This is a genomic window from Staphylococcus sp. 231237_7MaSpsaltlick (assembly GCF_043107035.1).
In genome coordinates, this window is record NZ_JBICNX010000001.1 from 612,254 (window position 1) to 628,989 (window position 16,736).

The following is a 16,736-nucleotide window of genomic DNA, read 5'->3' on the forward strand; positions in this document are numbered from 1 at the left end:
TACCACCTTGAGAGAATTATTTTAAAATCAACACAATATATGGTACGATATGTACGTTATATTGTAAATAGGAGCGATGCAATTGTATAATATTCAGAATATAGTAGCGAAAAACATCGCTGACCATCGAAAGAAACATCAACTCAGCTTAGAGAAAGTTGCAAAGGCAACTGGAGTCAGCAAAAATATGTTAAGTCAAATTGAAAAAGGAAATTCAAATCCTACCATTACAACTCTGTGGAAAATTGCCAATGGACTTCATCTATCTTTATCACAATTAACATCATTAAATAATGATACAGTAGATTTTATTGATGAATCTGACATTGTGCCAATCATTGATGATAAAGTTACCATTTATCCATATTTTCCATACGATGATCATAAGAAATTTGAAATGTTTAAAATGGCAATAGAACCCGATGGGAAAATGGACTCAGCGCCTCACCATATGGGTTCCGAAGAATATATCATTGTAAACGAAGGTAGCCTTGAAATAGAAGTTGATTCAACAATTTACACAATCAATCATCATCAGGCTTTTCGTTTTAACAGTGATGTGGCACATAGTTATCGTAATCGTAGCAATGTCACTGCTGTTTTCACCTCTACCATGTATTATCAATAAGCTGTTTACAAAGTCACTATTCTAAAGAACTGCTTTATAAAATCCACGTCTAAAAGTCCCACTGTTAATCCATTGATCAAGTGGGACTTTTACTATGTTCATTAATTTATGTAATCCTCATATTTAACTGCCAGCGCTTACATCTTTTCTACAAATTAGCTATTCCGCTTAATAAAACACAACATAATGTTATTTTGATTATTTAAATTTAAAATATGTAACATTGACACTCTTAGAAATGTCGTATATATTGTACATGTAACATATATTTGACACACAAGGTGGCGATATATTCATCATGAATAAAGTTAAGCATTATCGAAACGCCAAGCATATGTCTCAACTTACACTTGCAAGAACAGTTGAAGTATCAAGGCAAACAATCAATATGATTGAAAATAATAAATATAATCCATCATTGAATTTATGTATTAATATAGCGAAAGCTTTAGATGTTACACTCAATGATTTATTTTGGGAGGATGATCCATATGAATAGAAAAGATAAGTGGTTATATCAAAATTTCATCGGTTCAATGAGCAATCCAGATGAATATCAACAGTATGAAATTGATAAAACTCTAGCCAAACATAATATTATCGGATTATATGCACTTATCGCACTCGTTTATTTATCTATTTTCTTCGATATTGAACGAGAATTTTTATCTCCATTCACTATTGGTGGGGTATTATTGCTTATTGTTTTAGGTTGTAGAATGTCTATGAGTAGATTTAGTGCAGATCCGTTGGAAATAGAGGTAAAAGATCAAGAAGTTTATCATAAGTTGTTACGAGAAACTCGTAATAAGAGGATCATTTTTTTAATTATTGCAATAAGCTATATGCTGTTGACTACAATAGTAATTGCGCCAATCCTTGCAGTTAATAGTTTAAATTTTGCTATATTAACAAAGTTCAGCACCTATCTACCTTTAATTGTCATCATAATATTTACGATTACAAAGGATTCGCGGATAAAACTAATCGACGAAAGGGGTAAACATGATGAATAATGACAAAATTCTACGTTTAATTCCTAATTTTAGATTTACAGACGAATATGAACGTCAACAACTATTACATGATTATGCTAGGTTCTCTCCATGGATTTTTTATGGTGGACTCATCATCAGTGCGTCAGATTTTTTTATAACTAGCTATCTAAATCGCCTACCTATATTAGGTACATTAACTTTCATATTAATCTTAATCTATTCAATCATATTAATCGCTTCACTTCGTAAGAAAAAAGTAGATACTTTAGAAGTATATACTGAGGCACAATATAAGATGCAATTAAAAAAATTACATAAAAGTAGCATATTATTCGCAACTATAATGTTTGTAGTATTCAACCTAAATAATTATTGGATACCACTCATTTCAGGTTCTGATTTACCACAAAGTTCAGATATCTTGAAAAATCTATTTGTTAATTTAATCATTGCTATTATAACGGGTTTTGTCATTTATGGTTTTGCTAGAATTAAACTCATTAAAGCATACAAAGATAATGATTAATAATATGAATTGTCTTATGATTTATTTAAAATAAAACATAAGACAAATAAATCACACCAGTAACTGTTAACATACTAAATAATGTAGAAAAAAGGACGATTTGCGCGTGAAGTTCTGGTTCCACTTGATATTCCATGGCAATTGTCGATGCATTTCTAGAAGTTGGAAATGAACTCGCAATTAATAGTGATTGTGCAATAATGCCATCAATATTAAGTATATAGATAACAGCTAGAGAAACCATTGGGCCTACTAGTAATCTGCCTATTAACGAAATCGTAATAACACGATGGAAAAATTTAAATTTAATTTTTGATAATTGAGCACCCAGTAAAAGTAACGCTATGGAACCAAAGCCATCTGAAAGCTGCTCAATTGGTATTAGCGCAAATTGTGGTAATTTAATTTCAAATACTTGGAAAAAAACACCTAGTAAAAGTGCGTGAAACACAGGTAGTTTTAGAAAAAAAGTAACGATATCTTTGATAGAACTTGTGGCTGATAACAAATTATACATACCATATGAATAAGTTAATAAATTTTGAAATACTAAAATCAAAATTTGTACAGAAACACCCAATGGGTTTTGGCTGAATATAAATTGGCTGACAGGTAATCCATAGTTTCCAGAGTTCATTAAAGATATACTATTTTTTAAAGCTGCTCCTTCGCCATCCTCTAATTTTAATAATTTTGCAATAATGTGACTTATGCATATTAAACTAATACTGTAAATCACTACATAATATATAATTTGCGAAAATACTTGAAATTCAATCTTAATATGATAAATGTTTATAAAGACAGCAGCAGGCATTAGGCAATATGTAATTAACGTAGAAAAATTTTGTAATTTAAAGTCAAATTTTCTTTGCAAAAATGCCCCAATAACTATTAATAGTAAAATGGGTAATATAACTTCTAAGATAATAAATATAAACATAAACAACCCTCACTATAGCGTATTTAACAGTGCTCTTCCTCCCACCTAACTATAGCTTAAATTACCATAATTATAACTATAAGTATAAATTTAATTTATTATTTATATACATAAGATTAGCTTATAGTTCAAAACAAAATTAATCTTTAATGTATCTATTCCTCTTAAAAAATTTAATTATAATTAGTAAAAATAATGTAATTCATTCAAATAATTATACTGTTACAAAGTATTTAGACAATTATTTAGTGTAACAATCTCTTCTCTATTAAAGCCGTAACGAAGTGTTTGAATTTTTTCTAAGCAACCGGTAGAAATTGTTTTGGCAACACCCTTTAAATATAAAAATGACTAATCCAATATCATGTGGATTAGTCATTTTTTGATAATGAAGTTTATACCTCAGTCGTATTTTTAGTTTTAGATTTAATATTTTATTTTACTATTCTCTAAATAGTAATAACATCAAATCATAAAAATTTTTCTATATAAAACGCTGATTCTTCAATTGATTTGTATTCTGTATTAATGACTGTTGCATTTAATTTTTCAAAAATCTTTTCAGCATATATTAATTCTTCTCTGATTCTTTCAATACTGTTATAGTTTGTTGGACCGTGTAGCCCCAACACTTTCACACGTTCATTACGTATGTTTAAAATATAATTAGGGCTTGCAGTTAAACCAAATACTTTTAAATCCTTATGCCTAAAAACTTCATCAGGTATATCTACTTCTGGCACCAACGGTATATTTGCAATTTTGTAACCTTTATTCGCTAAATACATACTAAGTGGTGTCTTAGATGTTCTTGAAACACCAACAATAAGCGCATCGGCTTCTCCAATGTTGGTAAAATGTTTACCATCATCATATTTAACAGAATATTCCATAGCTTCTATTCTTCTAAAATAATTTTCATCTAATTTACGTAAGGCTCCGCTTTCTAAAATAGGCGAACAATTTGTGCGTTGCTGAATAATACCAATTAAGTCAGACATGTAATCAACATATGGGATACCCGCTTCTTTTGCAAATTGCTGACCAACAATATTAAACTCAGGGTTCACTAATGTTGTTATCACAACTGCTGCGCGTGCTTTAGCACTTTTTAATATATTAATGAGCTCTTCGTCATTTTTTATAAAAGGAAATTTTTTTATTTCAATTTGTGATACATCAGGAAATTGAGTTAACGTTGCATGTACCATCCGTTGCGCTGTTTCTCCTATGGAATCTGAAATAACATATAATCTGAGTTGTGGTTCTATCGAATCATTAAACACGTAATCGACCACCTTTAACCTCACTTTGCGCAGTCGATAACAAGGCTCCAGGAACTCTAAATGGTGAACATGAAACATAGTCAATATCTATTTGATTAAAGTAATGGATAGATTTATCGTCGCCACCTAATTCGCCACAGACACCTATTTTAATAGTCGGGTTAACAGATTTAGCTTGTTGTGTAGCTATTTTGACAAGTTGACCAACACCATCCTGATCTAATGTTTGGAATGGGTCATTTGCTAAAACACCTTGTTCTGAATATGAACCAATAAATTTACCAGCATCATCTCTAGAGAACCCAAAAGTTAATTGCGTTAAATCATTAGTACCAAAGCTAAAGAAATCGCATACCATCGCTAATTCACCGGCGATCAGGCAAGCCCTTGGTGTTTCAATCATTGTTCCAATTAAGTATTGAATTGTTTCTCCAGCCTCTTGTTGCAATTGTTCTATCTTTTCAACAATTTTAGCTCTTAAAATTGTAAACTCAGCCACTGTAGAAACTAAAGGAATCATGATTTCTGGTTGACACTCAATACCTTGTTCTTTCAGACGTAACGCACTTTTCACTATAGCTTCAACTTGCATAACATACAGTTCTGGATACGTAATAGCAAGGCGACAACCTCTATGCCCCAACATTGGATTTACTTCGTCTAAACTCTCAATGTATTGTTCCAATTCTCTTACAGACACATTCAACTGTTGAGCTACATTGTTTTTTTCTTCCATCGAACTTGGTAAAAATTCGTGAAGTGGTGGATCTAACAACCTAATAATCGTTGGTCTTTGACCAGATAACTTTAATATTTCTTCAAAATCAGTCATTTGATATTGCTGAATTTTATTTAAAGCAGCAATACGTTTATCTTGAGTATCTGATAAGATAAAGCGACGCATTTCAACCAAACGTTCAGGGCCGAAGAACATGTGCTCTGTGCGAACGAGACCTATTCCCTTAGCATTAAACTGATAACCAGTTTGAATATCTTGAGGCGTTTCCGCATTCATTCTAACCTGTAATCTCGCTACATCTTCTGACCATGACATAAACTGTTCAAACGCTTTACTGCGCTCTGCTTTCATCGTCGACACTTTACCATAATAAATATCGCCTTTAGCGCCATCTACGGAAATAACATCTCCTTCGTACAACGTACCTCCTGAATAATTAATTACTTTATCTATGACATTAATTTCGATATCAGAACATCCTGTAACGCAACATTTACCCATACCACGTGCTACAACGGCTGCATGGGAAGTCATACCACCATGCGTTGTAACGATTGCTTCACTTGCAACCATCCCTTCAATATCTTCTGGAGAAGTTTCTGGTCTCATTAAAATAACTTTATTGCCCTTTTCTGCTTGTTCTTTCGCACTTTCTGCCGAAAATACAATCTTACCACTTGCTGCTCCCGGACTTGCTGGCAATCCAATTTTAGAAATTGTAGTTGCTTGTTTAAGTGATTGCTCATCAAAATTAGGATGCAATAACTGATCAATAGATTTTACTTCAACATTCATCACTGCTTCTTCTTTAGTTATAATGCCCTCCTCAACTAAATCAACTGCTATGTGTATGGCCGCATTAGCAGTACGCTTACCATTTCTCGTTTGCAGTAAATATAATTGTCCATTTTCAATTGTAAATTCAATATCTTGCATGTCTTTATAATGCGTTTCAAGACGTTTGGAAACATCCACAAATTGTTGATGTACATGTGGCATTTGCTCTCTCAATGAATCAATATCTTTAGGAGTACGGATACCTGCCACTACGTCTTCACCTTGCGCATTTAATAAATACTCTCCAAATAGTTTAGACTCTCCTGTAACTGGATTGCGTGTAAAAGCAACTCCCGTACCACTGCGTTCCCCGCTGTTACCAAATACCATTTCTTGAATATTTACAGCAGTACCGATATCATGTGGTATTTCATTTAATTCACGATATACACGGGCACGGTCGTTGTCCCATGATTTAAACACTGCTTCAATAGCTTCAGTTAATTGGTCAATGGGTACTTGTGGAAATGGCTTATAAACTTCTTCAACATATACTTCTTTAAAATGTTCGCAAATTTCTTGTAGTCCTTCAGCTGGAATGTCTGCATCATTTTGATAACCATGCTTTTCTTTATATTGATTGAAATATGTATCAAATGATGCCATAGGGATACCGTATACGACTTCGCCAAACATTTGTAATAGACGGCGATAACAATCATAGGCAAAACGAGCGTCTTCAGTCTTTTCAGCTAACTTTTTAACATTGTCATCGTTTAAACCTAAATTTAAAATTGTGTCCATCATCCCTGGCATAGATATTTTGGCTCCGCTTCGTACTGAAACTAACAATAAAGATGAGTCCGAAGAAAATGATTTTTGTGTACGTTCATAAAAAGCAGTTAATTGTGTATTTAATTGCTCCATGAGCGCATCAGAAAGCTTAGATCCATGCTCTAAATATTTTATACAAGCTTCTGTTGTTAACGTAAAACCATCAGGTACCGGTAAACCTAAGCGCTTCATCTCTGCCAAATTAGCACCCTTGCCTCCCAGTAAATCTTTCATAGACTTTTGTCCTTCATCAAATGCATAAATATATTTTGTCATACTGAATCACCTCAAATAGTTAATATGATATACTAATTGCTATTGAGTATGTCATATTAAACGAAAAATAACAACTAAAATATAAAAATTCATTATTTTTTTCGTTATTTGACATAATTTTTATCTTTTAAATAGTATAAATTAAGCATGACTTAGTATAATTTTCTACTTTTTTAGTTTAAGGTATCTCTTAGCTTAAACTTTAAATAAAACACTTGATTACAATTCCCATTTTCATAATGCCTTTACTATTATAATTATCGTATTTATATAGTTTCTTAAATACATTTTAAATACGGTAACTAGAGTGGTAGCGTAATGTAATCATTCTATAATTTTTATGCATAAGAAATATTGCAAATTTAATTCAATGGTGCTGATTAAATTACTATGAAAACATTTTATTTTTTTACACAAAAATACAAACTTTATATATATTGATTTCATTGAAATAGTCGTAATGCAAACTCACAGTCCCAATACATACAAAAATTATTCGTCTTCAAAATCATAATGTTTTAAATATAAAAAGGACCAATCCACCTTTATATGGATTCGTCCTTAACTTTGAAAATGAAATTTGTATTCTAGTGCTTTCCTCACAATTTTCTATACCTATGAATAATAATAAATAACCTAATTTTATTAGCACTTTGTCCATTTCCCCCTTAATCTCAAACTTTTGGGATAAATATAATGGAAATTAAAGAGAAAAATCCAAATACAGCAAAGGCCAACTCATAAGAAGAAATTTGAATCACATTTCCTGAAACCATGGCGCCTATGATTTGCCCAAAAGCTAGTGTGAAAAATGGAACTCCTATACCTAAAGAGGGTGCTTTTTCAAAAATTTTAATACCCCATATCATTAAAATTCCTGTTAAAAACACATAAGAACTGCCGAAAAATAGCGCGGATAAAAATATAATAAATAAATTAGCGTTATCAATATTTAAAGATAAAATAGAGGTTGCCATCATTAATACTACAATAATATATAAAGTTTTAATTGAAAATTTAGAAATCAAACCACCTGAAAATCCTCCGATGATGCCTGATACTCCAACCAATATCCAAAAAGAAGATGTAATGAAGTCTGAATTAGAAGGTACTGTTGCAATATAATCTTTAGAAAAAGTCCAATAAATAGCAGATGCACAACCTAAGATCAAAGAAGCGATGTTTATAGACATGCTTTTTTGTAGTAATGGTTTCAAAATGTATGGCTGTGTTTGGGTTTTGATTTTTTTTATAGCAGAAGTATGTTTAGGTATATAAAGATAATTTATTAATAAAACGATAATTGCTATAATGCCAAACATTAAATAAACAATTCTCCAATTATTAGACAATATATACGCGATAGGTCCAGAGATTACGATACCAAAACCAGTACCAGCATTTATCCATGTATTAGCTTTGTTTTGCGTGCTTTTATTCAAATTATTTTGAACAACCTCACCGTAAGCTGGTGAACCAAATCCTGTACTCATACCAGCAATAAAAACACCTAAGAATAATAAAACTGCTTCATGAGACACCGAGATGATAAAAATACCTAAAATAGAAGTTAAACCAGCTAAACTAACAAACAACTTTGGGTCTTTTTGGTTTGAATAGTAAGTAGAAATCGCAATAGCTAGACAGTAAGCAATATAAGTTGCGGAACTTATCATACCCATAGTACCACTGCCTAATTTGAGGTCACTTGAAATATTAGGTAATAATAAGCCGAAAGCGAACCTTGCTAAACCGTAAGTAACGGCAATCATTAAAGTCCCAGAAATAATTATTTTATTATTCATTGTTTAGCACCCCTTTTGAAAGACTTATCGTAATAGATTTAACATCCGAAAAATCCATATGTTCTATCATTGATGTACTACCTTCCAATATAAAGAGTAACTTTTTAGCTAAATCTTTTATGTTATGATAATTTTCACTTTCTAATTTTTCTTCTATTAATTTTGCCACCTTTATTTTATGATTACTGACTATTTCTACAATCTCTTGATTTGAATGTCTAAATTCTTCCATAGCTTTTAAAAATAAACACCCATTTGTATTTTTACTCTTTAACCATTCTAAGTGCTGCTCGATCATATGCTCTAAGGTTTTATTATTGTTGCTTTCTAAGAAGTTCATATACACGTCTTCTCTATATTTTAAAACGGCGACAATTAAGTCATCTTTAGACTTATAGTTTCTATATAGAGTCATCGTTGCAACATTTGATGCTTGGATTATCTGATCAATGCCTGTTGCACTAAAACCTTGTTTATCAAAAAGTTGATTTGCACTGCAGATTAATTGTTCTTGTTTTCTAGTTAATTTTGTCATTATATCCCACCTTAAAAAGAGAACGTTCACTCTCATTTTAATATAGTCTCTAATTTTTTCAACAGTATTTTACAATTAAAAATATAAATAACTTTATCTATAATATTAGGATATATATACAATATAGCTATTTAATGTTTTTTCACTGTTATTAGCAGATGTAGTAAACAGTTAAAATTTTTGCTTGTATTAATAATATATAAAAACAACTATGGTTCAGATAAAAATGCTCAAAAAAAGTGTTTTTAAAATATGAACTTCATTTATAGTACCTCTCATTAATAAAAAACCTTATAAATAAGGGAATACAAGATAATTATAATTTTAAACATCATAATTTTATTATTATTATAAAGTTCATAAATAACGTTAAATTTGATTAAAATATTCTTAAAACAATGTTGAGCCTGTTGTTTTATTTTATAAACTTTGTTATTCTTCTTTATGTTCAATCATAGGGAGGTACATAGTTTGGAAAATAAAAATCAAAAATTTAATGGAAAAAAACTTTCTTCAGTTTTTACCTTTAGTATTATTATAACAGCAGCTGTAGTACTTTTAGGTGCCCTGTTTCCTACTCAGTTCAACAATATAGGTAATAACATTACAGGTTGGATAACTGAATACTTCGGTTGGTACTATATGGTAATTGTCGCTATAATGATATTTTTCTGTACTTTCTTGATATTTAGTCCCATTGGAAAACTAAAATTGGGAAAACCAGGAGATAAACCAGAGTTCAATACAATTTCATGGTTTGCCATGTTATTTAGTGCTGGGATGGGAATTGGTTTAGTTTTCTGGGGAGCAGCTGAACCGATTAGCCATTTTGCATCTCCACCTACAGGAGATCCTAAAACGGCACATGCTTATACAGAAGCTTTAAGAGGTGCATTCATGCAATGGGGATTTCATGCTTGGGGTGTATACGGCGTTGTTGCCTTAGCATTAGCTTACTTCCAATTTAGAAAGAATGAACCAGCATTGATTTCAAGAACTTTACGTCCAATATTTGGAGATAAAGTAGAAGGACCACTTGGTATAATTATAGATGTTATTTCAGTCTTTGCTACTATTGGAGGCGTTGCGGTTTCATTAGGTCTTGGTGCTATGCAAATTGCAGGTGGACTTAATTATTTATTTAACATACCAAACAATATTGTGACACAAGGTATTATTATTGTCATCGTAACAATTTTATTCTTAGCCAGTGCTTGGTCAGGTTTAAGCAGAGGCATCCAATATTTAAGTAATGCTAATATAGGGTTAGCAGGTATTATTTTGTTATTTATCTTTATCGTTGGCCCAACAGTTTTAATATTAAATATGCTCACAAGTGCCACAGGCGACTATTTAAATACATTTTTATTTAATATGTTTGATACAGCGCCTTTAGACTCACAAAAAAATGATTGGATGACACAATGGACCTTCTTCCAATTGGCTTGGTGGATTAGTTGGAGCCCGTTCGTTGGTATATTTATTGCGCGTGTTTCAAAAGGTCGTTCTATAAGAGAATTTGTTTCTGGGGTTATGTTAGCTCCAGTACTTGTAAGTTTAGTATGGTTTGCAGCATTTGGCGTTTTAGGTATTGAAACGGCTAAAGACCATCCACAAATCTTTAATATGCCGCCCGAAACTGCTTTATTTGGAGTCTTTAATGAAGTTCCACTAGGATTTATATTATCTATTGTTACTTTATTATTGATAGCAACATTCTTTATTACCTCAGCCGACTCAGCAACTTTTGTTTTAGGAATGCAAACCACATTTGGTTCATTAAATCCTTCAGCTATAGTTAAAGTCATTTGGGGTGTTGCACAAGCACTTATCGCGTTTATTTTACTATTCTCTGGTGGAGATAACGGATTAAACGCATTACAAAATATGGCTATAATGACAGCTTTACCATTCTCGGTAATTATTCTTTGCATGATGGTTAGTTTTTATAAGGACGCTAATAGGGAACGTAAATTCCTAGGGTTAACACTAACTCCTAATAAACATAGAATGAAAGAATATATCGATTCACAAAAAGATAAATTTGAAGATGATATTATTGCCAAAAGAGCAGAAAATAGAGACTCAGAAAAATAGTTGCCCTATCATATTTTTGTATGTTAGGCTGAATTAAGAAGAATTCATAATGTATTATTTCCTAAAAGGCACACACGTGAGTGTGTGCCTTTTTTTTATTAAATATTGTGTAAGAAGAAAATAAAAAGTATTTGTTACGAGGAAGGAGTTTTATGTCATACTTATATTTATTTATCGCGATCATAACTGAAATAACTGGAACTGTTTCTTTAAAAGCTTCTAATGGGTTTAGCAAATTCTATCCGAGTCTTTCGGCTATAGTTTCTTTTATTATTTGTTTTTACTTTTTTAGTTTAGCTATGAAATATTTACCTTTAAGTATAAGCTATGCTACTTGGGCAGGCTTAGGATTAGTTTTAAGCACAATTCTTTCAGTGATAATATTTAAAGAAAATTTAAATACTATAGGCGTAATTTCGATTATATTTATTACACTTGGAATCATACTATTAAATACTATGGGTACTTCAAAATAAAATACTAATTCACCTATAATTTATTTACAAATATAATTATCAAGAGGAATTTTGATTGTGTCTTTACTTGCTAGGTAAGGAGGACTTTCACCTAACATGTAGAGTTATGATTTTGAGAGCGTTATATTATAGTAATACTATAGTTTGTAGCCTTTCAATTTCACTATCTCAAAAAGGATTATATATACTAATCTTAAACACCTTTTTAGTGTTATAAAATGTGCTAGCCTGGTAATTTTTAAATTCGCTCTCAGGTATTATTGCGACATATTTTATTTTTTATAGAAAGCCCCTAATTAGAATTTAGTTGTGTTTATTAAATTTTAATTAGGGGCCTTCTTTATTGTACAAAAGTATATAATTTGTATTACATAAAAAAGCCCAAGCTACATTGATTTGTTGCTTGGGACTTTTAACATCACCAGTTCATTGCCATTTTTGGATAAGATGATTTAACTACTTAATACCTTATTAAGCTTGTTTTTTAATGAGAACATATAAGTCACATATTATATTTTTGTATAACTAAGTTAAAAATAAAAGCATTTACGCTATCTTCTTTCTATTTCAAATTGCTATTTGATTTAAACTGGCTCTTATTATTTTGCGGGATTTAAAAGTAGGTGAAATAGAGAAATTACATTTTACAATTAAGATATATTAAACAAATTGAAGTATGAAAATTACTTAAAATGGCATGTTCAAACACAATAATTGTGCTAAAGTAGGTGACTATTTAAAATATAAACGTTTGGCAAATTGACATACAAAGAGATTATCATACTAGTTTTTCAGTCAATACAGTGTAACAATTCACAATAATGTTTGTACATTATCAAAGTTAATTCGTTTTGGCTATTTTCATGTAGTGTAATATAATTTTGTAAAACTATTACAATAAGTCATTCAAAAACTTATAAATACTTTTTATACATCATGTCCACTTCCTTTCATTCCATGGTACATCAATAACACATTGATGTGAGTTATCACTTAATAACTCAATAATGGCACCATTATTATTTAATAATTGCTGATTGAAAACAAAACGTTTTGTATCTACAAAGAATTTTATTATAAATTTTATAGAATTATTTAGTAATAACTTAAAGTTATTATATTGTCGGTTGTGTAATTTGTAAAGTCTTTTTTGATACTTTACTAAAAAATGAGTCTACTATATTTTATGATATTCACAATTTAAAACTTTCACATTACAACCTTGCTACTTATTACAATTTACTAATCAAATGAAATATACATCAACTAAACTATAAATAGTTAACACCATAAAGCTATTTGTAATTTAATAGCGTCCGAATATTTTTTTGGATTCAAACCTGTACGCATTTTGCATTTTTCTAATCGGTAAAGTAACGTATTGCGGTGTATATAGAGATATTTTGCAGTTTTAGCAATGTTCAAATCATTTTTGAAGAAACTTTTTAGAGTTTCTATGCTTTGTGAATCTAAATCACTTAAAATTCTATGTTTATATCTTTCTCTTATTTCACTTTCTATTTGATAAAGCAACGTTTTCTCTTCTACATCTTCAAATGACATCAATGATTGAGTTTGATCGTTCAACATAAAAACAAGTTCACATTCTTCATAAGCTTTTTTAAAATCATTCAAGCTTGAAAAAAGTAAACTTGAAGCCATTCTTATTGCTAACTTTAATGATTTAAAAGCATGATAGATTCTAACTATCTTTTCATCCAAAGCTTTTTGCGATTCATCAGAAGCCAGTATAACGATACGATTATGATTAGTAAAAGCTAAAGCGAAAGTACTCTGATCGATTTTGCTAGTTAATGTACGAACAATACTATTTCTTGAAAATATTTGTTTTTCTAAATTAATAATAATACATTTTCTATGAGCTAATAAATTTGAGTTAAGTTGCTTAGTTAGATATTGCACAAACGAATTAGAGGGATTACTTTTCAACAGTTCTTCAATAAATAACTCTTGGCTCCTTATTTGCCCTTCTAGTTCATATGTAAAATAGTTTTGATATAACAATAATTCAGTCGACATTTTCACTAAATCTGCTACATATAACAGTGCTTTAGGATCTCCTGTAATACCAATAACACCTACAATTTCGTCTTGAAATATAATAGGTAAATTAATACCTGGCTGTGTCCCCTGAAGTTTCTCACAATCTTCTTGAGTCAATATAACCGTTTTCCCGCGCTCTAATACTTGACGCGCACCTTCGTGTATACTACCGATTCTACTTTTATCAAACGATGCTATAATCTTGCCGTTAAAATTCATTATATTAATATTGCTTTTCGTTCTTTTTGCCGTTTCTTCAACAATAAGCGTTGCTACTTCTTCTGTTAATATCTCCATTATCCCACCACTTTATCACTTTTATACAAATTTAAAGGTATATTCTTGTATAGTTTAACCCTATTTTCAATAAAATAAAAACTATATAATAGAATAATATATAGCAGAAAGCGTTTACAAGGAGGTAGTTTAAATTGAAAATTGTCTTAGCGCCTGATTCATTCAAGGGTAGTATGACCGCTACTGAGGTCACCTCTTATATGTCTTATAGTATTTCCGAAGCCTACCCTCATGCTGAGATTCACGCTTTACCGGTTGGTGATGGCGGAGAGGGAACTATGGAAGCACTGGTAAATGCAACAAATGGTACATTTATAACGGTTACTGTTACTGGGCCATTAGGTAACCAAGTTACTGCTCAATACGGTGTATTAGATGATAATAAAACTTGTGTTATTGAAATGGCAGAAGCATCAGGATTAAAACACGTACCAGAAGAAAAATTAAATCCAATGATCACCACAACATACGGCACCGGAGAACTAATACGAGACGCATTAGATAAAGGTTATAAAAAATTCATTCTAGCGATTGGTGGATCAGCAACAAATGATGCCGGCGCTGGTATGTTACAGGCATTAGGTGCAAGATTGGTCAATAAAGATCTTAATGATATACCTTTTGGTGGTGCTGCGCTAAAACATGTCCATCACATTGATTTAAAACACTTCGATGATAGAATTCAACATTGTAGCTTTGTGATTGCAACAGACGTTAAAAACCCATTAATTGGTCAAGATGGTGCAACCCATGTCTTTGGAAAACAAAAAGGTGCCTCAACTTCAGAAATAGTATTACTAGAACAAAATCTTACACATTGGGCGGATGTTGTTAATTCAACACAACATATACGTCTACATGAATTAGCTGGTGCTGGTGCTGCTGGTGGACTAGGGGGGGCTTTCAAGGCATTTTTCCCTAGTGAATTTGAAGATGGCATTAAAGTCGTTATAAATCATATTCATCTCGAAGATTATTTACAAGATGCAGACTTAGTAATTACAGGCGAAGGTAAAATTGATTTCCAAACCTTTTACGGTAAAACGCCAATAGGTATTGCCAAATGCGCTCAAAAGTTCAACGTGCCTGTAATCTTTATTGGAGGAACTGTCGATGTAGATATTGATACGTTTAAAGATGTTGGCGTAGTAAGTGCCTTTAGTTTAACCGATGGACCTATGTCACTTGCACATACGATTGCTAATTCGGAAAAATTAATAAAGAAAGCAACTAAGAATATCGTAAAAACATTTTTCCATAATTAATAACATATTCAAGGGGATGTTAGTTATGAGAATCAAAGATACGATTGAAAAGATACCAGGAGGATTGATGGTTGTACCCTTACTTTTAGGCGCTACAATCAATACGATTGATCAACTACACTTAAGTTTTATAATGAATATATTAAAGCAACTCGGCGCACCGAAGACTGAGCAAGGCTATTATGAAATGTTGCAAATTGGCGGATTTTCACAGGAATTATTTAAAGATAGCGCGTTAGTATTAATTGCACTTTTCATATTTTGCGTGGGAAGTCAAATGAACTTGAAAATTGGGGGAAAGGCATTAAAAAAAGGTTTTTTATTAACATCTACTAAGTATTTTTCCGGGTTAGCAATTGGATTACTGCTCGGCGCTATTTTTGACCCGTGGACAGGATTATTTGGATTATCTACAATTGCAATTATTGCTGCAATGACAAATAGCAATAGCGGTATGTATGCCGCATTAACAAGTGCCTATGGAAACCGTTCAGATATTGGCGGATTGTCTATATTAGCAATTAATGATGGACCTCTACTCACACTAATTTCATTAGGGTTTATTGGCACTACTTTTCCAGTCATATCATTCATATCAGTACTGCTTCCATTAGGTATAGGTATGCTATTAGGCAACTTAGATCCTAAAATTTCAGATTTTCTACGCCCAGGAGAAACAATACTAATTCCGTTCTTCGCTTTCTCATTAGGCGCCGGTATGAATTTAGCTGAATTCTTTAATTTCTCTGTATTATCTGGTGGGCTAACTTTAGCTCTATTAACATTTATATGTACGGCTGTTACTGGTGTAGCTGCATTTAAATTATTTAAAGAAAAGAGTGTTATCGCTCCCGTTTCTGAAGCTTCCACTGCTGGAAATGCTGTATCTACTCCAGCTGCAGTAGTTGCGGCTGCTTCTACCGCTCTAGCAAACGGTAATTTAAGTCAAAGTGAGTTTGCAATGATAGAAAAAATTGCCCCTGTGGCGACGGCTCAAATATCGATATCTGCTATTACTACCGCTATTTTATGTCCAATAGCAGTTATAATGATTGATAAACATCAGAAAAATAAGGGTATATATGGAAGAAAAGAATATTTTAAGCATTCAAGCGCACCATTTTTCAAACTAAAACAAGTAAATAAACTACACTTCTATGAAAGCGTTTTAAATAAAAAGGAGGAGTAAT

At 31.5% G+C, this 16,736-nt stretch carries 14 protein-coding genes; 8 read left to right on the forward strand and 6 right to left on the reverse strand.

The annotated features are described in order from the left end of the window. Positions 1–82: 82 nt before the first annotated feature. The 4 genes from ACF91D_RS02970 to ACF91D_RS02985 all read left to right on the forward strand — a co-directional run bounded on the left by ACF91D_RS02970 (position 83) and on the right by ACF91D_RS02985 (position 2,152). Entirely contained in the window at positions 83–628 is a 546-nt protein-coding gene (locus tag ACF91D_RS02970; RefSeq protein ID WP_039067506.1) for a helix-turn-helix domain-containing protein, read from the forward strand. Between the two features lie 298 nt (positions 629–926). Next, on the forward strand, positions 927–1,127 hold the full coding sequence (locus tag ACF91D_RS02975) for a helix-turn-helix transcriptional regulator (RefSeq protein ID WP_069793206.1): 201 nt from the start codon (positions 927–929) through the stop codon (positions 1,125–1,127). Next, positions 1,120–1,644, forward strand: coding sequence for a hypothetical protein (locus ACF91D_RS02980; protein WP_069793207.1), 525 nt, complete (start codon positions 1,120–1,122; stop codon positions 1,642–1,644). Before ACF91D_RS02975 ends, ACF91D_RS02980 begins: the two co-directional genes overlap by 8 nt. Then, entirely contained in the window at positions 1,637–2,152 is a 516-nt protein-coding gene (locus ACF91D_RS02985; protein ID WP_069793208.1) for a hypothetical protein, read from the forward strand. Before ACF91D_RS02980 ends, ACF91D_RS02985 begins: the two co-directional genes overlap by 8 nt. Before the next feature lie 25 nt (positions 2,153–2,177). On the opposite strand, the gene ACF91D_RS02990 is transcribed toward ACF91D_RS02985, so the two are convergent. The 5 genes from ACF91D_RS02990 to ACF91D_RS03010 all read right to left on the reverse strand — a co-directional run bounded on the left by ACF91D_RS02990 (position 2,178) and on the right by ACF91D_RS03010 (position 9,347). Continuing rightward, complete coding sequence (locus ACF91D_RS02990) at positions 2,178–3,095, reverse strand: AEC family transporter (RefSeq protein ID WP_039067509.1); 918 nt, start codon at positions 3,093–3,095, stop codon at positions 2,178–2,180. 470 nt (positions 3,096–3,565) lie between these two features. After that, positions 3,566–4,381: a pyruvate, water dikinase regulatory protein gene (locus ACF91D_RS02995; RefSeq protein ID WP_327621002.1), complete on the reverse strand. Its 816-nt coding sequence runs from the start codon at positions 4,379–4,381 to the stop codon at positions 3,566–3,568. Then, positions 4,374–7,007 (reverse strand): pyruvate, phosphate dikinase, encoded by a 2,634-nt coding sequence (gene ppdK / locus ACF91D_RS03000; RefSeq protein ID WP_327621003.1) that lies wholly within the window; start codon positions 7,005–7,007, stop codon positions 4,374–4,376. Before ppdK ends, ACF91D_RS02995 begins: the two co-directional genes overlap by 8 nt. Positions 7,008–7,681: 674 nt before the next feature. Further along, complete coding sequence (locus ACF91D_RS03005; RefSeq protein ID WP_327621004.1) at positions 7,682–8,812, reverse strand: MFS transporter; 1,131 nt, start codon at positions 8,810–8,812, stop codon at positions 7,682–7,684. Continuing rightward, positions 8,805–9,347 (reverse strand): TetR/AcrR family transcriptional regulator, encoded by a 543-nt coding sequence (locus ACF91D_RS03010; RefSeq protein ID WP_158256225.1) that lies wholly within the window; start codon positions 9,345–9,347, stop codon positions 8,805–8,807. The genes ACF91D_RS03005 and ACF91D_RS03010 overlap by 8 nt, the downstream gene beginning before the upstream one ends. A 471-nt stretch (positions 9,348–9,818) precedes the next feature. On the opposite strand from ACF91D_RS03010, the gene ACF91D_RS03015 reads away from it, so the two are divergent. Continuing rightward, the gene (locus tag ACF91D_RS03015) at positions 9,819–11,444 is read left to right on the forward strand and encodes a BCCT family transporter (RefSeq protein ID WP_039067516.1); all 1,626 of its coding nucleotides are present in this window, start codon (positions 9,819–9,821) and stop codon (positions 11,442–11,444) included. A gap of 152 nt (positions 11,445–11,596) precedes the next feature. After that, a complete protein-coding gene (locus ACF91D_RS03020) occupies positions 11,597–11,920 on the forward strand; it encodes a DMT family transporter (protein WP_069793214.1) in 324 nt (107 codons plus the stop codon). Positions 11,921–13,201: 1,281 nt separating this feature from the next. Here the strand turns inward: ACF91D_RS03020 and ACF91D_RS03025 are convergent. Then, the gene (locus ACF91D_RS03025) at positions 13,202–14,281 is read right to left on the reverse strand and encodes a CdaR family transcriptional regulator (RefSeq protein ID WP_327621005.1); all 1,080 of its coding nucleotides are present in this window, start codon (positions 14,279–14,281) and stop codon (positions 13,202–13,204) included. Positions 14,282–14,415: 134 nt separating this feature from the next. Here ACF91D_RS03025 and ACF91D_RS03030 point away from each other — a divergent pair, with 134 nt between their 5' ends. Continuing rightward, positions 14,416–15,546, forward strand: coding sequence for a glycerate kinase (locus ACF91D_RS03030; protein ID WP_069793216.1), 1,131 nt, complete (start codon positions 14,416–14,418; stop codon positions 15,544–15,546). Positions 15,547–15,571: 25 nt separating this feature from the next. Beyond that, on the forward strand, positions 15,572–16,735 hold the full coding sequence (locus tag ACF91D_RS03035; RefSeq protein ID WP_039067521.1) for a 2-keto-3-deoxygluconate permease: 1,164 nt from the start codon (positions 15,572–15,574) through the stop codon (positions 16,733–16,735). Position 16,736 lies beyond the last annotated feature (1 nt).